19 protein-coding genes are annotated in these 20,279 nt (G+C 66.3%); 5 read left to right on the top strand and 14 right to left on the bottom strand.

Features of this window, described 5'->3' with window-relative positions; translation table 11 throughout:
* A complete protein-coding gene (gene xth / locus L8F97_RS17600; protein ID WP_242153220.1) occupies window positions 1-816 on the bottom strand; it encodes an exodeoxyribonuclease III in 816 nt (271 codons plus the stop codon).
* Complete coding sequence (locus L8F97_RS17595; RefSeq protein WP_242153217.1) at window positions 813-3,314, bottom strand: PAS domain-containing sensor histidine kinase; 2,502 nt, start codon at window positions 3,312-3,314, stop codon at window positions 813-815. The genes xth and L8F97_RS17595 overlap by 4 nt, the downstream gene beginning before the upstream one ends.
* A 115-nt stretch (window positions 3,315-3,429) precedes the next feature.
* Here L8F97_RS17595 and L8F97_RS17590 point away from each other — a divergent pair, with 115 nt between their 5' ends.
* The 3 genes from L8F97_RS17590 (at window position 3,430) to L8F97_RS17580 (ending at window position 8,647) form a co-directional block, all read left to right on the top strand.
* The gene (locus L8F97_RS17590; protein WP_242153215.1) at window positions 3,430-6,633 is read left to right on the top strand and encodes a helicase-related protein; all 3,204 of its coding nucleotides are present in this window, start codon (window positions 3,430-3,432) and stop codon (window positions 6,631-6,633) included.
* A 107-nt stretch (window positions 6,634-6,740) separates the two neighbouring features.
* Window positions 6,741-8,174: an HWE histidine kinase domain-containing protein gene (locus L8F97_RS17585; protein WP_242153212.1), complete on the top strand. Its 1,434-nt coding sequence runs from the start codon at window positions 6,741-6,743 to the stop codon at window positions 8,172-8,174.
* Window positions 8,175-8,296: 122 nt separating this feature from the next.
* Window positions 8,297-8,647, top strand: a complete 351-nt coding sequence (locus L8F97_RS17580) for a response regulator (RefSeq protein ID WP_242153209.1) — start codon at window positions 8,297-8,299, stop codon at window positions 8,645-8,647.
* 3 nt (window positions 8,648-8,650) lie between these two features.
* On the opposite strand, the gene L8F97_RS17575 is transcribed toward L8F97_RS17580, so the two are convergent.
* The 4 genes from L8F97_RS17575 to L8F97_RS17560 all read right to left on the bottom strand — a co-directional run bounded on the left by L8F97_RS17575 (window position 8,651) and on the right by L8F97_RS17560 (window position 11,812).
* Window positions 8,651-8,857, bottom strand: a complete 207-nt coding sequence (locus L8F97_RS17575) for a helix-hairpin-helix domain-containing protein (protein ID WP_242153207.1) — start codon at window positions 8,855-8,857, stop codon at window positions 8,651-8,653.
* A complete protein-coding gene (locus tag L8F97_RS17570; RefSeq protein WP_242153204.1) occupies window positions 8,854-9,348 on the bottom strand; it encodes a nucleoside deaminase in 495 nt (164 codons plus the stop codon). Before L8F97_RS17570 ends, L8F97_RS17575 begins: the two co-directional genes overlap by 4 nt.
* Complete coding sequence (locus tag L8F97_RS17565; protein ID WP_242153201.1) at window positions 9,348-10,541, bottom strand: DUF2252 family protein; 1,194 nt, start codon at window positions 10,539-10,541, stop codon at window positions 9,348-9,350. Before L8F97_RS17565 ends, L8F97_RS17570 begins: the two co-directional genes overlap by 1 nt.
* Window positions 10,542-10,633: 92 nt before the next feature.
* Entirely contained in the window at window positions 10,634-11,812 is a 1,179-nt protein-coding gene (locus tag L8F97_RS17560; RefSeq protein ID WP_242153198.1) for a cation:proton antiporter, read from the bottom strand.
* Window positions 11,813-12,015: 203 nt separating this feature from the next.
* Between L8F97_RS17560 and L8F97_RS17555 the strand changes: the two genes are divergently transcribed.
* Window positions 12,016-12,423: a DUF2231 domain-containing protein gene (locus L8F97_RS17555; protein ID WP_313932043.1), complete on the top strand. Its 408-nt coding sequence runs from the start codon at window positions 12,016-12,018 to the stop codon at window positions 12,421-12,423.
* Window positions 12,423-13,715: a PQQ-dependent sugar dehydrogenase gene (locus L8F97_RS17550; RefSeq protein WP_242153194.1), complete on the top strand. Its 1,293-nt coding sequence runs from the start codon at window positions 12,423-12,425 to the stop codon at window positions 13,713-13,715. Before L8F97_RS17555 ends, L8F97_RS17550 begins: the two co-directional genes overlap by 1 nt.
* Window positions 13,716-13,775: 60 nt before the next feature.
* Here the strand turns inward: L8F97_RS17550 and L8F97_RS17545 are convergent, their stop codons facing one another.
* The 8 genes from L8F97_RS17545 to L8F97_RS17510 all read right to left on the bottom strand — a co-directional run bounded on the left by L8F97_RS17545 (window position 13,776) and on the right by L8F97_RS17510 (window position 20,032).
* Window positions 13,776-14,084, bottom strand: coding sequence for a hypothetical protein (locus L8F97_RS17545; RefSeq protein WP_242153191.1), 309 nt, complete (start codon window positions 14,082-14,084; stop codon window positions 13,776-13,778).
* A 22-nt stretch (window positions 14,085-14,106) separates the two neighbouring features.
* Complete coding sequence (locus L8F97_RS17540) at window positions 14,107-14,709, bottom strand: general stress protein (RefSeq protein WP_242153188.1); 603 nt, start codon at window positions 14,707-14,709, stop codon at window positions 14,107-14,109.
* A gap of 64 nt (window positions 14,710-14,773) precedes the next feature.
* Complete coding sequence (locus L8F97_RS17535; RefSeq protein WP_242153185.1) at window positions 14,774-15,031, bottom strand: GlsB/YeaQ/YmgE family stress response membrane protein; 258 nt, start codon at window positions 15,029-15,031, stop codon at window positions 14,774-14,776.
* A gap of 120 nt (window positions 15,032-15,151) precedes the next feature.
* Window positions 15,152-16,642, bottom strand: a complete 1,491-nt coding sequence (locus L8F97_RS17530) for a helix-turn-helix transcriptional regulator (protein WP_242153182.1) — start codon at window positions 16,640-16,642, stop codon at window positions 15,152-15,154.
* Between the two features lie 148 nt (window positions 16,643-16,790).
* A complete protein-coding gene (locus L8F97_RS17525; protein ID WP_242153179.1) occupies window positions 16,791-17,366 on the bottom strand; it encodes a DedA family protein in 576 nt (191 codons plus the stop codon).
* 90 nt (window positions 17,367-17,456) lie between these two features.
* A complete protein-coding gene (locus L8F97_RS17520; RefSeq protein ID WP_242153175.1) occupies window positions 17,457-18,350 on the bottom strand; it encodes a glycosidase in 894 nt (297 codons plus the stop codon).
* A gap of 2 nt (window positions 18,351-18,352) precedes the next feature.
* Window positions 18,353-19,120 carry an SDR family NAD(P)-dependent oxidoreductase gene (locus L8F97_RS17515; protein WP_242153173.1) on the bottom strand — a complete coding sequence of 256 codons (768 nt, stop codon included), beginning with the start codon at window positions 19,118-19,120 and terminating at the stop codon, window positions 18,353-18,355.
* Window positions 19,121-19,153: 33 nt separating this feature from the next.
* Window positions 19,154-20,032: an aldose 1-epimerase family protein gene (locus L8F97_RS17510; RefSeq protein WP_242153170.1), complete on the bottom strand. Its 879-nt coding sequence runs from the start codon at window positions 20,030-20,032 to the stop codon at window positions 19,154-19,156.
* Window positions 20,033-20,279: the final 247 nt, after the last annotated feature.

Raw genomic sequence — 20,279 nt, 5'->3', positions numbered from 1 at the left:
TCATGCGCGACGCTTGCGGGCAGCCGGCGCGGCCTCATCGCCGAGCGTCACCCACACCGGCGCGTGGTCGCTGGTCTTCTCCCAGCCGCGAACGTGACGATCGACCTGCGCGTCGATCAGGCGCGGCGCGAGCGCGGGCGAGAGCAGCAGATGATCGATCCGCAACCCTGCGTCGCGGCCGTAGGCGTTCCGAAAATAGTCCCAGAAGGTATAGATCCGCTCGTCCCGATGCAGGTGCCGTAACGCATCGGTCCAGCCCTGATCGACGAGCCGCGCATAAGCGGCGCGCACCTCTGGCGCGAACAGCGCGTCGTCGGTCCAGCGTTCCGGTTTGTAGACGTCCAGGTCGGTCGGCATCACGTTGAAATCGCCGGCCAGTATAACCGGCAGCCCGCTGGCGAGCAGGCCGGCGGCATGGTCGATCAGCCGCTCGAACCAGCGTAGCTTGTAGTCGAACTTGGGGCCTGGATGCGGGTTGCCGTTGGGCAGGTACAATGCGCCGATCAGAACACCGGCGACGGCCGCCTCGATGTACCGGCTCTGATCCTCGCCGTCGTTGCCATCGTCGCCGGGCAGGCCGCGCCGGGTCTCGTGGATCTCGCCGACGCGGCTGAGGATGGCGACGCCGTTCCAGCTTTTCTGGCCCAACCAGATCGCATCGTAGCCGAGATCGCGCAGCGCGGCTTGCGGGAACTTGTCCTGCGGCGCCTTCACTTCCTGCAGGCAGACGATGTCGGGTGCTTCTTCCGCCAGCCAGCGCAGCAGCACCGGCAAGCGACCGTTGATGCCGTTGACGTTGTAGGTGGCGATCTTCACGTGCCTTCGTTCCAGCGCATCATCTCCGCGACCTTGGCGGTGAGCGCCTGCATCGTGAACGGCTTGGTAAGCAGCGCCATGCCGGGTTCGAGATGGCCGCCGCCAACCGCCGCATTCTCGGCATAGCCGGTGATGAACAGCACCCGCAGCCCCGGCCGCAGCGCGCGCGCCGCATCTGCGACCTGCCGGCCGTTCATGCCGTTGGGCAGGCCGACATCGGTGATGAGGAGCGCGATGCGGGCATCGGATTGCAGCACCTTGAGGCCGGACGCCCCATCCGCCGCGCCGATGACGGTATAGCCGATCTCGTCCAGCACTTCGTCGACGAGGTGGCGGATCGAGGTTTCGTCATCCACGACGAGGATCGTTTCGCCCGCCGCCGCCGCCGCTGCGGCGATCGCCGCTTCGTCCTTCGGCAGCAACACGTCGCCGGCATACCGCGGCAGCACGATCTCAATGGTGGTGCCGCGGCCGAGTTCGGAGGCGATCCGCACCTGTCCATTGGACTGCCGCGCAAAGCCGTAGACCATCGACAGGCCAAGGCCGGTGCCCTGTCCGATCGGCTTGGTGGTATAGAACGGCTCGAACGCGCGCTCGATCGTCTCGGGCGACATGCCGGTGCCGGTGTCCGAAACGCTGATGGTGACATAAGGCCCGGGCGGCAGATCGCTGTCGCGCGCCGCGTCCTCGTCGAGGTGGACGTTGGCGGTCGCGATGGTGAGGTGGCCGCCATCCGGCATCGCATCGCGCGCGTTGATGCACAGGTTGAGGATCGCGCTTTCGAGCTGGGTCGCATCGATCATGGCGTTCCATAACCCGTCTTCGGCGATCACCTCGATATTGTTGGCGGGGCCGACGCTGCGGTGGAGCAAATCCTCCATGCCCCGGATCAGTCGGTTCACGTCGGTCGGTGTCGGGTCGAGCGTCTGCCGACGCGAAAACGCGAGCAGTCGCTGTGTTAGCGAAGCGGCGCGCCGCCCTGCGCCCTGCGCGGCGGTGATGAAGCGGTCGGCATCGTCGAGCTTGCCGCGCGCGAGCCGCAGTTGCAGCAGTTCGAGGTTGCCCATCATGCCGGTGAGCAGATTGTTGAAATCGTGCGCGAGCCCGCCGGTCAGTTGGCCGACCGCCTCCATTTTCTGCGCCTGGCGAAGCTGGCTCTCCGCCGCGGCGAGCGCGTTGGCCGCCGCCTTCTCCTCGGTCACGTCGCGACCGACTGCGATGATCCGGTCGTCGCCAGGACCGGCCGCCCACAGCAGATCGCGGTAGCTGCCGTTCTTGTGGCGGTAGCGGTTTTCAAAGCGGCCGATTGCCTGCCCCTCGCTGATCCGCATCGCCGCCGTGATGGTGGCATCGAGATCGTCCGGGTGAATGAAGGCGAAGAACGGATGCCCGACCAGTTCGGCTTCGGTCCAGCCGAGCACGCGCGTCCACGCCGGGTTGACCGCTTCGATCGTTCCATCGAACCCGGCGACGAGCATCGCGTCCAGCGACAATTGCCACAGCCGGTTGCGATCGGCCGTGCGTTCGGCGACCTGCTGCTCCAGCGTGGCGTTGAGTTGTTCCAGTTGCTGGCGAGCGTGGAATCGCTCGGTCTCGTCGCGAGCGATTTTGATGAAGCCGCGCGGCGCCCCCTGCGCATTAGGCGGCAACGGATGCACCGAACCGTTCAGGAACACGCGGCTGCCGTCATTACGTAGATGCCAGCGTTCATCGGTCGCGCAGCCGGTGCGGTCCGCGCCGGTCAGTTCGGCGGCGTCGGCACCGGCGGCGCGATCTTCCTTGGTGAAGATCAGGCCGAACGGCTGGCCAATCGCTTGCGCGGCCGGCCAGCCCAGTACGGCGCTGGCACCGGCGGACCAGCTGGTGATGGTGCCGGCGGGATCGGTGGAAAGGATGACATGATCCTTAGCCCCCTCGATGACGAGGCGCAGGCGCTCCTCGCTTTCCCGAAGCGCCGCATCGGTGAGGACCCGCTCGGTCGTTTCGTTGGTGAAGACGAACAGGCCGACGATCTCGCCGCTCGGATCAAGGACGCGCGAGTAGGAGAAGGTGAACCACGTGTCGGCGGGCCCGCGATCGGTGTCGAGCTTCCACGGCAGGTCGACAAAGCGCTGGCTGCGTCCCGCGAAGGCATCGTCGATAATCGGCCGGGCCTGTTCCCATGCGTCCGCCCAAACGCGATCGAACCGCTCGCCCATCGCCCAGTCCAGGCGTGGCCCGAGCAACGGAAAATACGCTTCGTTGAAAAAGAACGTCAGGTCTTCGCGCCCCCATGCCAAAATCATCGACTCTGGCGAGTTGAGCACGGTGCTGAGCATCGTTTTCAAGATGTCGGGCCATCCCTCCGGAGGGCCAAGCGGGTGCGTCGACCAGTCCCGCCCGAGAATCAGGCGCGTTGCCTCGCCACCGCCGGCGAGGAAGCGGAGCGGTTTCGGCAAGGAAGCGGCATCGCGGTAAACGTCGGAAGTCATGATCGTCCAGAGGTTGGTGTCGGGCATGCCGTCCTGAAACCCGCAGCGTGGCCGAGCGATCCCTGCGGCGGCGAACCGTATAGCGCGGAACGGGCGGCAGTTACACTCGTTCGACGCACTCCAACACTTTGAGGTGTCCTTCATGCCGGCAGCCGCCGATCCGACCGCACGTGTCCTCGCCCCTGTCGTCACTGCCGCCGCGTTGCCGGTCGGTTCGGTCGCTGCGCTGCTTGCGGAGGCACTTGGCGATGGCGACGTGCTGTTCGCTGCGGCCGATGATGCCCGTGCCGACGCGGTGTTCCATGCGCTGGCGGCGATGACGCCGGCCACGGTGGTGCTGTTCCCCGCGAGCGACGCGTTGCCGGGCGAGGAGGCGGCGGCATCGCCGGCCAATGTCGGTCAGCGGGTGGCGGCGCTGCGTCGGCTGCGGCTGGCGCAGACGGAGGCGGACCGCGCGCCGATCGCCTGCGTCACCACCGGTGAGGCGCTGGCGCGCGCCTATGCGACGCCGGAGGCGTTCGCGGCATCGCCGCCGCACGTCGCGGTCGGCGAGGCAGTCGATCTGGCAGCGCTGTTCGATCAACTCGCGGATCTGGGGTATCACCGCGACGAGCGTGTCGATGAGCCGGGCGAGATCGCGCTGCGCGGCCATGTTCTCGACATCTATCCCGCCGATGCGGTCGAACCGCTCCGGATCGAGGTCGAGGATGGGCACATCATCGGGTTGCGCAGTTTCGATCCCGCCACCCAGCGTACCACCGGCGACTGCGATTCACGCGAACTCGGCCGCGTGTCCGAACCCGATCTGGATGGTGCCGGCGTTACCTTGCTCGATCATCTCCCGGACGCCGCGCTCGCCATCGAACCGGCGGCGGAGGATCGTCGCAAGCGTTTCCTGGCACTCGCCGCCGATGGTGAACGCCGGCGCCCAAAACGCGCGCTGCGCGCCATCGTGGCGGACAAGGCGTGGCAAGCCGTCGCGTCGAAACGACGGTCCGTGCCGATCGAAGACGCGGCCGGAGGCGATGCGCCGCCGCGCTTCATCGAAGGCAAGGCGCCGCTGCGGGCCTTCGCCAAACGTGCGCGTGCAGCCTTCGAGGCGGGCGATCGCGTCGTGCTGCTCGGCAGTGCACGCGACCTACGCTTTCTCGGCGGGCGGGTTGCCGCCGCATTGAAAGGCGAGGTCGTGCATGTTTCCTCCTGGCAGGAGGTGCAGGGCGCAGAGGCCGGCGCGTTGCTCGCGCTGGAGGCGCCGGTCGATCACGGTTTCCACCGCGACGGCGTGCTTGCGGTAGCCGCCGCCGATCTGCTCGGCAGTCGCGCCGAGCGTGACGACGCGCAGACCGCTGGCGCCGATCTTTCCGCGTTCGGCTTTGGCGAGATCCGCGTCGGGGATGTGGTGGTGCATGAGGATCATGGCATCGGCGTCGTCGCCGGCCTTGCCGAGATGCCTGAGAGCGACGGCGCGGCCGCAGGCGAGGGGATCGCGCTGACCTACGCAGACAACGGCGTGCGGCTGGTGCCTGTGACCGAAGCGGACCGGCTGTGGCGCTACGGCGGCGATGCCGATGCGGTACCGCTCGACAAGCTCGATGGTTCGACATGGCAGAAACGGCGCGGCGCGATCGACATCGCCATCGCCGAGACCGCGCGCAGCATGACCGAACTCGCCAAGGCGCGCGCCGAGCGGAGCGCGCCGGTGCTCGACCCCGACACCGCCGCCTACGAACGGTTCGCCGCCGGCTTCGCCTTTAGCGAAACGCGCGATCAGGCGCGCGCGATAGAGGCAGTGCGTGCGGACCTCGCTTCGGGCGCGCCGATGGACCGGCTGCTCGTCGGCGACGTCGGCTTCGGCAAGACCGAGGTGGCGCTACGCGCGGCGGCGACGGCGGCGCTCGCCGGCCATCAGGTCGCGATCGCCGCACCGACCACGGTCCTCGCGCGGCAGCATATCGAGACGTTTACCGAACGGTTGGAGGGCACCGGCATCACCGTCGCCGGCCTGTCGCGGCTGTCCAGCACCGCCGATCGCAAACGCGTGAAGGCGGGGCTGGCGGATGGTTCGATCCAGGTGGTGGTCGGCACCGGAGCGGTGGCGGGCAAGGGGATTTCATACCACAACCTCGCGCTGGTGGTGATCGACGAGGAGCAGCGTTTCGGCACCGCCGACAAGCAGCGGCTGCGCGATCTTGGCGACGTCCACATCCTGTCGATGAGTGCGACGCCGATCCCGCGCACGCTCCAGACGGCGCTGGTCGGCATTCAGCAACTCTCCGTGATCGCCACGCCGCCCTCACGCCGTCAGCCGATCCGCACCGCCGTCGATGCGTTCGACGAGGCGACGCTGCGCGCCGCCCTGCTGCGCGAACGCAGCCGCGGCGGGCAAAGCTTCGTGGTGGTGCCGCGGATTGAGGACATGGCCAAGCTCGCCGACCTGCTCGCGCGGCTGGTGCCGGAGCTCGAGGTGCTACAGGCGCACGGCAAGCTCCCCGCCGCCGAGATCGACGAGGCGATGGTGCGCTTCGGGCGCGGTGATGGCGACGTGCTGCTCGCCACCAACATCATCGAGGCGGGGCTGGACGTGCCGCGCGCCAACACGATGGTGATCTGGCGCGCGGACCGTTTCGGCCTCAGCCAGTTGCACCAGTTGCGCGGCCGGGTCGGGCGCGGCAGCCGGCGTGGGCAGGTGCTGCTGTTCACCGAACCCGACAAGGAGATCGCGCCGCGCACGCTCAAGCGGCTCCGCACGCTGGAAGCGTTCGACCGGCTTGGCGCTGGGTTCGCGATCAGCGCGCAGGATCTCGACATGCGCGGTGCGGGCGACCTCGTCGGCGAGGCGCAGGCCGGGCATATGAAGCTGATCGGGATCGACCTGTACCAGCACTTGCTGGAAGGAGCACTGCGGGCTGCGCGTGGCGAGGTGGTGGATCGTTGGACGCCCGAACTGCACCTCGGCATCGCCGGGCGCGTGCCGGAGGATTGGGTTCCGGATGCGGAGCTGCGTGTCACGCTCTACATCCGCGTCGCGCGTGCCGACAGCGCTGCCGCAATCGACGCGCTTCATGCCGAGCTGGAGGACCGTTTCGGCGCGCTGCCGGACGAGGCCGTCACGCTGCTGAAGATCGCGGGGGCGCGGGCGAGCGCGCTGGCGCTGGGCATTGCGCGCATCGATGCCGGGCCGGCGGCGATCGCCTTCACCCCGCGCAAGGAGTTCCGGGCCGATGCGGAGGCGGCGGGGCTGACCCGCAAGGGTGACCGTTATCTGCTGGCGGAACGGATCGACGATGCAAATGCGCGGCTCGACCGGGTTCAGGCGGTGCTGGAGGACCTCGAAGCATCCGAGTAGCGTAGAACCGTCGTTGCCCTCCCGGAAAACCTTGCTAAGACGTTCTCGCTTTGGACCGTAAGCCGTCAGCCCCTTTTCCCGTTCAGCCGAGCGATCCGCTGCCTGTCGTGCAAGCGGCGGTCGACGCGTTCGCGGGCCGGCTCGACCCGATGGACCCGATCGTGGTGGCGTTCGACGACGCGATCGTTCCGATGGTGGTGAGCGATCCGACGTTGCCGAACAATCCGCTGATCTACGTCAACAAGGCGTTCGAGAATCTGACCGGGTTCGCCGCAGTCGAGGTGCTGGGGCGCAATTGCCGGTTCATGCAGGGGCCGCTTACCGAGGAAGCGGATGTCGCCCGCCTGCGCACCGCGATCGCCAACGCCGAGCGGATCGAGATCGACCTGCTCAATCATCGCCGTGACGGTACGCCGTTCTGGAACCGGTTGATGATCGCGCCGGTGTTCGATGAGGCTGGCAAGCCGCGCTACTTCGTCGCCTCGCAACTCGACGTTACGGTGGAGCGGCACCGTGTCATCCGGCTCCAGCAGGATCGCGAGGCGCTGGCGGCGGAGCTTTCGGATCGCGAGGCGGCGCTGGCGGAACGCGAGATACGGCTGGCGATGGCGCTGAAGGCGGGTGGCCTCGGCACGTGGAGCTACGATCCCGGCGCGGAGGAGATCACGGCTTCGGCGAGTTGCAAAGAGGTGTTCGGGCGTCCGCTCGACGCGCCGTTCACCTATGCCGAGTTTATCGGCTCGATCCACCCGGACGACCTGTCGGCCGTAGTCGCCGCGCTTGCCGACACGATCGAGAACGCCGCGCCCTATCGGATCGACTACCGCATCCTGACCTCCGCCGGCGATCAGCGCTGGATCAGCGCCCAGGGCGAGATGCAGTATCGTGCAGACGGTACGCCGCTCACCATGACCGGTTTCGCGGCGGATGTGTCGGATCGCAAATTCGCCGAGGAACACCGCGCGGTGCTCGCCAGCGAACTGACGCACCGGGTGAAGAACACGCTCGCCACCGTCGGTGCGGTGGTCGGTCAGACGTTGCGCGACGCGGCATCGCTGGAAGATGCGCGGCATGCCGTGGAGGGGCGTATCGCCAGCCTCGGTACCGCGCACGAGTTGTTGCTGCGCGACGAGATCGAGGGAGCCGCGATCGGCGATATCGTCAAAAATGTGCTGGCGCCGTTCATCGATCGCAACGGGCGACGCATCGCCATGGCGGGGCCGACGATCCACCTCACACCCGAGGTGACGCTGGCGCTGTCGATGGCGTTGCACGAACTCGCCACCAATGCAGTGAAGTACGGCGCGCTGTCGAACGACGCCGGGCGGGTGGTGATCGGCTGGGCGTTGACCGGTGCGAATGCGGAGCGGCGCTTCACCTTCACCTGGGTCGAGGAGGGTGGTCCACCTGTCGTGCCGCCGTCGCGAACCGGCTTCGGCACGCGGATGATCGAACGTGTCCTGTCCAGGCACGTGCGCGGCAAGGCCACGATCCACTATCCGGCCGATGGTGTGCAATTTGGCATTGAGGCGCCGATGTGACCCAAATACCGCTACGACAATCCCGAATTAACATTAAGCAACGATGGGCTTAATCTGGATTAGTTTTTTGCGACTAAACATGTTGGTCGGCGGTTGTAGCAGCATTCAGCCGGGATCAAGCCATGTGCCACGTGCTCGTCATCGAAGACAATCTCCTTATTGCCGACCATATCGTCCAGATCCTCGAAGGTGCGGGTGGATCGTCTTTCGATCTGGCATCCACCCAGGCGGAAGCGATCGAAGCCGCCCGTGCGCGCGTGCCCGACTGCATCATGTCGGACGTCAGACTTGCCGAGGGCACGGGACCGGCGGCGGTGCAGGCGATCATCGCCGAACATGGCGCGGTGCCGGTGATCTTCATGACCGGTACGCCCGAAGCGTGTACGCCTTGCGCCCCGCCGATGGTCATTCTCGCCAAGCCGATCCAGGCGCATGTTCTGGTCGCGACCTTTCGTGATCTCGCACCGGTGTAACCGCTAGGCGTCGCCGATCGTAATCGTTCCGTCGAGTCCATCGGCCTTTCCAGTCAGCCCCGGCACTTCATCGAGCTGCCGCAGATCGCTGAAGCCGCCGCGTTCCTCACGGTAGCGCACGATTTCGAAGCCGTGTCCCTTCAACTGCGCAATGCCGTCAATCTCGGCAGCGGTCGCGGTATTGATGTTGAGAGCTTCGTCGTTGCTCATAGGTTCGCCTGTTCTTCCTTGGGAAGGTCCACGTCCGGACCGTAATATAGCTCCGCACACTCCGCGCGCAGGCAGCCGCCTTCGATCGTGATGTCATCGCGGTACGCATCGCCGATGAACGACAATGTATCGATGTGCCGCGCCTCGAAATACATCGGATGCACGTCAGCGCGGCCTGCGCCGTAAACGACACGACCGACCTTCGACCAGATCGACGCCATCGTGCACATGCCGCACGGCTGAAGCGTGGAGTATAGCGTCGCGCCGCGCAGTTCGAGCTCGCCGGTGCTTTCGCAGGCACGGCGGATCGCCATCATCTCGGCATGGGCAGTGGCGTCGGGCAATTCGTGCGTCTGGTTGCGTTCGGCGGCGATCACCTTGCCATCCAGCACAATCACGCAGCCGAGCGGCGAACTCGCCGGGTCGGAACCCTTGGAGCGCGCCACCGCGATCGCCATGCGCATCCAGCGCTCGTCATCGGGGCGGGGCATCAGGCGGCCAACGCGTAGCGACGGCAGTGTTCGAGATAGCCCGCCTCATGGCTACCGGCCAGCGAAACCACGCTCTGCCACAGCCAGGAGGGCGCATCGATCATCCCGCGCCGGTCCGCCTCCAGCACGCCGAGCCACTCGTTGCGGCTGGCCGTGTCCATCTGCCGCGCGTGCGCCTTGCCGACGACGAACGCCAGGTACCGCGCCGCCATCACCGCCTGACCTTCGCTGAACTGATCGACCTCGAGCTTGAGATCCTGCGGCGACAACTCGCGGATGAACAGCGATCGGCCGAGCATCTTCGCGGCGGTCATCCGCGTGCCGAGGTGGGGCGACAGCGCGCGGGCCGCCGTGACGACGCGCTCGCCGTTGTCGTCGGGCATCTTCGCTCCGCGTGTCGTGGGGGCGATCGGTGCGACGGCTTCCTTGATGTCGACCAGTGCGTAGTCGGAGCGGCCCTTGGCATTTTTCAGGCCGATGATCGCGGCGAAGCGAAGCAGCCCGAGCGAACTGCACCCTTTCATCCAATAGGCCGCGTCGACCATCCGCACCGCGCGATCCTTGTCCTTGTGATCGAGCGAGAGGATCAGGCGCGCCACCTCCGGGTCGGCGAATACCGCTTCCAGGCTGCTGCGCTCGTTGTCGTCGAGCGCCCAGAACTTCTTGCCGAGCGGAATTTGCGGGTCGATCGCGTCGAGCCGCTCCCGCGCGAGGTGCTTCCACCGGCGGCCAAGCGCCTGCCGCTTGATGCTCCGCACCACGTCCGGTTCGACACCGGCATCACCGCTCGTCGGATCGTGCATCGCGGCGGCATAGCCCTCGACCATCTCCTCGATCATCCGCGCGGTGGTCACTCCGGGCAGGTCGGAGCCGCGTGCGGCGGTGGCGAGCGACAGGCCAAGCCGGATCAAGTCGTGCGCGGGATTGCCGATCACCGCCTGATCGAGATCGCGGATCTGGATCTCGACATTGCCGTCACCATTGGCGATCGGCCCAAGGTTGCCGAGGTGGCAATCGCCGCAGATCCACACCGCCGGTCCGATCGGTACGCGCCCCGCGACCGGCGATGCCTCCAGCCATTCGTAGAACTTCACGGTATTGCCGCGCACATAGGCGTGGGCGGAACGCGCCATCTTGCGGGTACGATTGGTTTCGAGAATCTCATGTCGTTCGGTCGGGCTTGGCATCGGCATTCGTGGGTCACCTGCGTGCGTATGAAGACGTCCAACGCACGGACCCCGGAATCGTAACGAAACATTGCGCGCCGGTTTCGAAGGCCGTGACGTCAGCTTGCGTCGCTGCGCCGTAGAAGCCTCGGCACGGTCAGACCCTGCACGAAGATCGAGAATGCGACGACCGCGAACGCCACGCTGATCAGCGCGTCGTGTTCGGGCAGGGCCGCCGGGGCGGCGAGCGCAAGGGCGAGCGCGAGTGCGCCGCGCAAGCCGCCCCAGAACAGGATGTGCTGGGTGATGCCGTTCACCGCCAGCGAAGAGCGGCGGAACAGCCCGACGATCGGGTAGATCGCCACCGCGCGCCCGCCAAGCACGAGAATGGTGCCGACCACGGCAGGCAACAGATAGGCTATGATCGGCTGCGCGGCCTCGCGGCTGCCGATCAGCAGGAAGATCACCGAATTCGCGAGGAACGCGGCGAAATCCCAAAAGCGGATCATCGCGGCGCTGCCCTCGTCGGTAATTGCACGCCCGCGCCCGCGATTACCGACCAGCATGCCGGCGGACAGCGTCGCCAGCACGCCGGACACCTTGAGTTCCTCCGCGATCAGGAACGATCCATAAGCGGCGAGTACCGTCAGCGTGATCTCGACGAGGTGATCGTTCGACCCCTTGGCCAGCAGCATGATCGCACTGGCGACGACCAACCCGCACAGCACGCCGCCCGCCACCGTGCTGACCAGCGATATCGCGATGCTGCCGGCCGAACTGTCCGCGCCGGCAATCCATGCAGCCACCACGGCGAACAGCACGGCGGCGGCGCCGTCGTTGACGAGGCTTTCCGATTCCATGAGGAAGGCGAGGCGCTGTTCCGCCTTCTGCTCCTTCATCATCGCAATCACCGCCACCGGGTCGGTCGCGGCGATCAGCGCGCCGAACAGCAGCGATCCCTGCCAGCCCCAGCCGCATAGCCAGTGCATCCCCGCCGCCACCACCAGCGCCGACAGGAAGGTGCCGACAAAGGCTATGCTCAGCACGAGCGGGGCTTCACGCCGGAACTGGCTCCAGCCGAGATGCAACGCCGCTTCGAAGACCAGTGGCGGCAGCAGCACGGTAAAGATCAGCTCCGGGGTGAGCACGATCTGACTGCGGTAGCCGACCAGACTGAGCGCGATGCCGGCGACCACGAGGCCGACCGAATAGGGCAACCCGATCCGCCGGGTGACGATCGCCACCAGGCACGCGACGAGCAGGAGCAGCCCCAGCGCGGGGATATCGACATGCGCCATGAGGGAGCCTTTCTCGTTGCTGAGCGAACGTCATGCCATACGGCGCGACCAAACCAAATCCGGCGTCGCTCAGGCGATGATGAATATTTCGGAACTCGCAGATACCTCCGGAACTCCATCCCGATGGAATCCGTTCCGCAGAAACATGATCATCGTGGGAGGGGCCGTTGCCCGAAGCTTATACCTCGCCGCCCCTTCATGCCGTGAGGCGACCTTTGCATCCGATGGTGCTCGGTATTCCGCTGATCTGCTTCCTCGGCGCGCTCATCACCGATATCGCATATTACAACACGTTCGACGTCACCTGGAAGAATTTCTCGGACTGGTTGCTCGCCGGCGGTGAAGCGGTCGGCGCGCTGGCGGCGCTGGTCGGCATCTTCGATCTGGTGCGCCCTCACGTCCGCGCCAACCGGCTGATCTGGCCCTACGCGATCACCTACGCGGTCGCGATGATCCTCGGCCTGTTCAACAATTTCGTACATAGCCGCGATGCCTATGGCGCGATGCCGACTGGGCTGGTGCTGTCGGTGTTGACCGTCATCGCGCTGACCGTGGCCGCAGGGATCAGCGTTCCGCTGCTGCGCCCGAGCCGCACCGGAGGGATCGTTTGATGCGTAGTGTACTTCTCGCAGCCGTCGGGCTGCTCGCGCTGTCGGCTTGCGCCAAGCAGGGTGGCGATACGGAAAAGCAAATCGGCGCCAATCCGGCCTTGCCGGACCTCAGCGAATATCTGATCCCGCCGATGCACGTCGTTCCGCCAAGCCCGTGGAATGGCAAGACGCCGAAGGTTCCTGCCGATCTGAAGGTCCAGGCGCTTGCCACCGGACTGGCACATCCGCGATCGCTGTACACGCTGCCCAATGGCGACGTCCTCGTTGTCGAGACTGACGGCCAGCCCGAGCCGGTCCATCGGCCCAAGGACATTGTCATGCAGTTGATCCAGGCGCACGGCCATAATGACGCCAAGGCGGGTATGGATATCGTTCTGCTGCGCGACACCAACGGTGACGGCATCCCCGAACAGCGCACCAAGTTCCTGACCGGGTTGAAGTCGCCATTCGGCGTCGCGCTGGTCGGCAACGATCTGTACGTCGCCAACACCGATGCGATCATCCGCTATGCCTACCAGCCGGGGCAGACCAGCATCAACACGCTCGGCACCAAGCTGGTCGATCTGCCGGGCGGCCCAATCGATCACCATTGGACCAAGAGCCTCGTCGCCAGCCCCGATGGCAGCAAGCTCTACGTCGGGGTCGGTTCGAACAGCAACATCACCGAAAATGGCATGTCGGCCGAACGCGGCCGTGCTGCGATCTGGGAGGTCGATCGCGCGACCGGCGCGTACCGCCTGTTCGGGACCGGTATCCGCAACCCCAACGGCCTGCAGTTCGAACCGCAGACCAAGGCGCTGTGGGCGGTCGTCAACGAACGCGACGAACTCGGCCCCGATCTCGTGCCGGATTACTTCACCTCTGTGAAGGACGGTGGCTTCTACGGCTGGCCGTACAGCTACTGGGGCCAGCACGTTGATCCGCGCGTCAAGCCGCAGCGGCCCGATCTGGTGGCGAAGGCGATCGTGCCGGATTATGGCTTGAGCAGCCATGTCGCACCGCTTGGCATGGTGTTCTCGGCCGGGGCGACCGCTTTGCCGCCGCGCTGGCGTTCGGGTGCGTTCATCGGCGAACACGGCAGCTGGGATCGCGGTCACCTCAACGGCTACAAGGTGATCTACGTCCCGTTCGCCAACGGTCGCCCGGCGGGTAAGGCGATCGACGTCGTGACCGGCTTTGTCGAGGGCGATGCGGCGCATGGCCGCCCGGTCGGCCTGACGCTCGACAAGACCGGCGCACTGCTGATCGCCGACGATCTCGGCAATACAGTCTGGCGGGTCAGCGGCCGCTAGAGCCGGACACGCGAAAACGGCGGCGTGGCTGTGTGAGCCACGCCGCCGTTTCGTTTCGTGTTACTGCGCGGTCGAGACGTTGCCCTTGAAGTCGAGCCCGACGTGGACGGTCTGGCCGGCCTTCGTCGCGGTGCCGCGCCACACGCCCTGCTTGTCCTTGGTCAGCGCCGAGACGTTGGTGAAGCCGGACTTGGCGATATGCTCGCGTGCCTGCGCCTGCGTGAACGAGTTGGCGCCGCGCCGCGCCTGACCGTCGTTGACGGTATGCGCGGTCTTGATCGCCGCGTTGTTCTTGGCAGGGGCGGTTTGCGCCAGCGCGGGAGCGGCGAACAGCGCCGCGCCTAACAGGATCGTGGTGGACATACGCATAGTGATGTTCCTTTGATGGAGGTCAGACGCGATTGTAGCGGGCGCGTTCGGCGGCGATGTCGCTGTCCGAATAGGCAGGTGCGCTTTCGTCGAAGCGATTCCAGCCCTGTGCCTGATACGCGCTGCGGCGTTCGCTCAGGTTGACGGTGCGGTCGTCGCTGAGGATGTTGCGCGCGGTCGGCACCAGCGGTTCGTCGACCTTGGCGGTGACGAGCGTCCCGCCACGGCGGACACCCTCCGCATAGACATGCGCGTCGTCCTCGGAAACGCCGGCATGGGTCAGCGCACCGACGAGACCGCCTGCCGCCGCACCGACGAGCGCGCCGCCCGCCGCACCGGCTGCGGTCGCCGCCAGCCAGCCAGCCGCGACCACCGGACCGATACCCGGAATGGCGAGCAGGCCGAGCCCGGCGAGCAGACCGCCGACGCCGCCTACCGCGGCGCCGATGCCCGCACCCGTGCCCGCGTCCTCCGCGGCCGGTTCGGCGACATCACCAGCCGCATTGCGCTTGTCATGGCCGACGATGCTGATGTCGCGGTGTGCGACGCCGGCGGCTTCCAGATCCTGCACCGCGCGGCGGGCGTCGTCGTACTGGTCGAACAAGCCTGTGATGGTCTGTGTCATGATTTGTCTCTCCTGTGCCCGGCCGTGGATCGGCCGGGGCTTTGTGGTTTCGAAAGCGGGATGTTCAGCGGCGCGTGCCGCGCACCACCATGTGATAGAGCACCAGCACGATGATCGCGCCGATGACTGCCACGATCAGGCTGTAGACGTTGAGGCCGGTGACGCCGGCCGCGCCGAACTGGTTGAACAGAAAGCCGCCGACGACCGCGCCGACCACGCCAAGCACGATATCGAGCAGCACGCCTTCGCCGGTGCGATTGACGATCTTGCTGCCGATGAACCCGGCGACCAGACCGAGGATGATCCATGCAAGAATGGACATTGACGTTCTCCTTTCAGACACGAGCGGTTGGCTCGATGTTGGAAAGGTAAGGTCGGAGCCGGATGCGCCAAAGATGCGCAGGCACCCGTTGCATGGGTGCGCCGGCACCAGTTCATGCAATTAACTTTGCGGATCGATGCCGAGCTGATGGCCCCGGTCGCGTGCCCAGATGATCGCTTCCGCGCGGCTGTGCGCGCCGATTTTGGCGTAGAGTCGCGCGACGTGGTTGCGCACGGTGTTGCGCTTCAGCGAAAGGGCATCGGCGATAGCGTCGTCGGTCTTGCCCTTGGTGATGAGGGCGAGCACCTCGCGTTCGCGCGCCGTCAGCTCGACCGGCGGGGTGGGCGCACCGTGCTGCGGTGGCGGCCCGCGCAAGGCGGCGAGGCGGTCCATGATCTTCTGGCTGAGCCAGCTCGAATCCTGCATCGCGCCTTCGATCGCGGCGATCAGGTCGAGTTCGGTGCGCTTGCGGTCGCTGATGTCCTGAAACGCGGCGAGGATGCAGTATTGGCCGTTGATCGTGACCGTCTCGGCCGAGGCGAGGCAGGTGACGAGATCGCCGGTGCGCGTCTTGATCTGCACCTCGTACCCCCGGAAAGATCCGCTTTCGGAGACCTTCTTCTCGATTTCGCGGCGTGTCGCCGAACTTTCGAACAGTTCGATCTCGGCGGGTTTGCGGCCGACCACGCTGTCGTGGCCCCATTCAGTCAGCGCCAGGAAGGCGTGGTTGACGTTGAGGATGCGGTGCCCGTCGACGCTGGTCAGCAGCATCGGCACCGGCGCGAAACGGAATGCGGTGGCGAACCGCTCCTCGCTCTGGCGCAGCGCCATTTCCGCGCGGCGGCGCGGTTCGAGGTCCGCGAAGGTGAAGATCATGCACGGTTCGTTGTTGGCCATCTCGGCCGGGTGGCCGGCAAGCAGCACCAGTTTGCTGTCGCCGCCGGGCAGCGGCAATTCCGCCTCCATTTGCGGGACGGCGTCGCCGCGCCCGAGCCGTGCCTTCGCCTTGTCCCGCTCGACGGCGTGTTCAAGGATGTCGAAATCGTACAGCGAGCGGCCGACGATCTGGTCGCGTTCCCAGCCGGACAGCTCGAGGAAGCCTTCGTTGACGCGGACATAGCGCAGATCGGCGAGCCGCACGATCAGCGCAGGCGCAGGGTTTGCGTTGAACATGCTCTCGAAGCGCTCCTCGGCCTCGAACGCCTCGGTCGCGTCGCAGATGATGAGCACCAGGCAATCGGGTTTGCCGTCGCGATCCAGGACAAAGCCGCGCTCACGGTGGACCCAGTCCGGCTCGGGCTGGCCAGTCTTGCAGACATCAACGATTACGTTCTCGAACGCCTCGCCACGACACAGCCGCGCCATCGGGTAGGCGGAAGCGGGCAGGGGCTGTCCAGCACGCAACCGCAGCGTGAAGCGATGCTGATACTCGCTGACCGTCGCGCCCAGATCGGCCACGCCCGCGCAGCCATGCATCGCCAGCGCGGCCGCGTTCGCCCAGACGATCCTGCCATCAGGCTCGATCAGGATCACGCCATCGCTCAAACCCTCAACGATACGCTGGAGTTGTTCGCGGTCGGGCTGGTCGTTGGATGTTCTGGCCTTGGCCATAGCAATGCGGCTCCGTCGAAGATGCGAGCGCATAACGCGAAACGGTTGCGAAAGACCAATGCGGCGGTGTCTCCGGCGCTGGTCGCTAAAGCGTAATGATGGGCGGATCAGGCTTGATTGTCGAACAAACGGCCGATCCCGAAGGTCTTCAGCGTGTCGTGTCGGACGCGCGGTTGCGCGATCTGCGCACCAACCAAATCACCGCCGCCAATACGGCGATCACGGCGACCACGATGGCGATGTTGACCGGCGTGAGCAACTCCCCGAGCAGCGCCTCCAGCGCGTGACCGAACACGAAGCCGACCGTGGTGAACGCGATCGCCCAGATGATCGCGGCGAGCGCGTTGATGAGCAGGAAACGACGCGCGGGAATTTTGGTGGTGCCGATCGCAACCGGGCTGACGGTGCGAAGCCCGTAGAGGAAGCGGAACACGAAGATGAAGCGGTTGGGATGCTGTTCGATCATCGCGATCGCCCGCGCGAACGCAGGCTTGTCGTGCAGCCGACGTACCCAGGCGAGGTTACGGTAACGCCGCCCGAGCAGGAACAGCACCTGGTCCGCCGCGAACGAACCGAGCGCCGCTGCCACCATCGCCGCCGGGAGCGACAGCACGCCGCGATGCGCGAACACGCCGCCGGTGATGACGCAGGCCTCGCCTTCTATGCCAGCACCGAAGAACAGCGCGATCAACCCGTATCGCGCAATCAGCAGCTCGATTGTCATGCTTTCCCCGTACCGTTCGGATCGTACGCCGCCGGCCCGACAGCGTACGATCCGGTGCTACAGGCTAGGTTGGCGTGGCGCTATGCCGGACTAACTCTGGCGGATGATGGCGCGGTACAGGTGCGTGTCGGCCAGCGAGTAATACAGCCAGATCTGCCCGTCGACTGTCACCACCGATGCGGCGAAGGCGATGTCGGTGCCGGTGCGATCCGGCCCGGGCGGCGGCGTGATGAGCGGTTCCACGCAGCGCGCGACCACCTTGGTGTATTCGGCATCGAACGCGACCCAGCCGATCCGCCAGCGCGCGTCGTGCGTGGCGCCGTTGTAGAACATCACCGGCCGGGTCTTGTCGGTGGTGAGCAGCGGGCCGGTCGAGAGATGCCAGCTATCCCAGCCATCGGTGCGCGGCGAGAACGGATCGGCCGCGTCGGTCCACGGGCCGGCGTCACCGTTGCTGACCGCGAGGCCGACCAGCGATGCCTCGTTGCGCGCATATTCGTAGAACATCCGCCAGCCGCCGTCTTTGGTACGGTCGACCGTGGCTTCCTTGATATTGCCTTGGCTCGGGGTGTTCTGCATCGCGACACCCCGTTTGGTGAGGCGATCGATCGACGGGCCGGTGGCGTAGAGCATCTCGCCATGGGTGCGCGTCGCATCCACGCCGGTATAATAGATGACGACGCTGCCATCCGCGCGGAACACCGGCGTCGGGTCTTCGCACCCGCCGATATCCTCCGCGCCGGGTCCGGGCGAAAGGATCGGCGTGTCGGTGGCGGTGAAACTGAGGCCGTCCTCGCTCGTCGCGTACCAGATCGTGCCGGTGTCGCCGGTCTCACCGGGCTTAGGTACCGCCCGCACCAGCATCGCATACACGCCGCCGTCGGTGCGCCAGACATAGGGGCTCATCAGGTCGCGGCAGGAGACCGCCTGATTGCCCGTCATCGTGATCGCGTCGATCTGTTCGACGTTGAAATCAATCGGCATCGTCACGCCCCCTGGGCGACGGTGAGCGACAGCGCGCCGTCAATCGTCACGGTGGTGCCGGTGATGTAGTCCGCCACCGGCGACAGCAGGAAGTTGACCAGCGCCGCAACCTCGTCCGGCCGGCCGGCGCGCTGCCACGGGATTGCCGCCTCCTTCGTTCTCAACTCGGCGGCATTGTCGATCGCGCTCTGGTTCATGGGCGTTAGGATCATGCCGGGAGCAACGCCGTTGACGGCGATGCCCTTCGGCGCGAGTTCCAGCGCGAGCGTGGCGGTGAGCTGCGACAGGCCACCCTTGGCGGAATCGTAATCGACGCCGCCCGGTCGTGGCGCGCGTTCGTGGATGGAGGATATGTTGACGATCCGGCCCTTCATCCCCTTGGCTTCCAGCCCGCGCACCAGTGCGCGGCAGGTGAGGAACGGGCCGTATAGGTCGGACCGCACCACCCGGTCGAACTGCGCCAGCTCCATATCAACGAGGAACACGCCGCTCATGTTCATCCCGGCCGAATTGACCAGCAGGCTGACCGTGCCGAACGCTTTCTCCGCCGCAGCGAACAGCGCGGTGACACCGGCCTCGTTGCCCACGTCGGTCTGTACGGCGATCGCCCGGTCGGCACCGCCGATCGCGGCGCACACGCGCTGCGCCGCGGCCTCGTCCTTGTAATAAGTGATGACCACACGCGCGCCGGCATCGCCGAGCGCCTTGGCGCAGGCTGCGCCGATCCCGGATTCACCACCGGTTACGATCGCTACGGCATTGTCGAACATCTTATCGTCTCCGAACGGGGGAAGGTGCGGGCATCAGGCGGTCAGCGCGATGTGCATGGCGAGGCGCTTGCTGGCGCCGGGCGCGATTTCGATGATGCCGGGCTTGTCGCGGATATCGCCGGAGAAGCCGACCGGATCGGAAAAGCCCTGCCACGGCTCGATGCAGATGAAGCCGGCGCCGGGCTTGGTCCACACGCCAAGGGTAGGAAAATCGGCGAAATCGACTGTCAGCTTCGGTCCGGTCGCGGCGCCATAGCTGACCCGGCGGCTCGCCAGCGCATCGAAGATCAGCGCATCGTCGAAGAACAGGTCGTCGCGGAGCGTCAGCAGGTCCCCAACCACCGGCGACGGTTGCGGCTCGGGCAGCAGAAAGCCATTCGCGTCGATGCGGCGGACGGGCGCGGGTTCGTCGTGGTCAAAGCGGATACCATGGGCATCACGCGGCTGCCCGAAAGGGAGCGGCCAGCGCAGCGCGGGGTGGAAGCCAAAGCTTGCAGGCATCGCACGATCACCATCGTTGGTGATCGTGGCGACCACCTCCAGCGTCGCGCCGGCTAGCGAAAAGGCGATGTCGAGCTGGAAGTCGAACGGGTAGATCGCGCGCGTCTCATCCGATGCCGTCAGCCGCAACGTGACGGCGTCGGCGGTCTGCGCGGCTATGTCGAACGTCGCGTGGCGGGCGAATCCGTGCTTCGGCATCGGGTAGCTCGTGCCGTCAAGCCGGTAATGCCCGCCTTCCAGCAGACCAATAACTGGGAACAGGATCGGCGCGCGGCCATGCCATACGGCAGGATCGCCGTCCCACTGCAATTCGCGTCCGTCGCGATCCGTCAGGTGCTGGAGTTCCGCGCCCAGCGTGGAAATACCGGCAGTGAGCCGGTCGGACGCGATCGTTGCAACGTACGCGGTCATGATGGTCCTTGGCAGCTGCCTGGCGCCGCCGCGACTGCCAGATCCTCGACGCGCCAACCGCGACCGCGACGGGTTGGTTCCAGTCGCGAAGATGACTTCTTGTTCACAATACGATGGGGGATCGGGACCGCTCATCCCATGCGGGTTCGGGAGTGCGTGTTGCTACGGACCGGGGCCCGTCGGATCCACCCCTCATGCGACACGCGCGGCCGGATCGGGCCAGCAACGCGCGTGTCGCACAGCCGCG

The organism is Sphingomonas sp. BAUL-RG-20F-R05-02, assembly GCF_022662305.1.
In the GTDB taxonomy this organism is placed as follows: domain Bacteria; phylum Pseudomonadota; class Alphaproteobacteria; order Sphingomonadales; family Sphingomonadaceae; genus Sphingomonas.
Note: the sequence above shows the minus strand (reverse complement) of the source record. Positions and strands in the feature narration are given on the sequence as shown.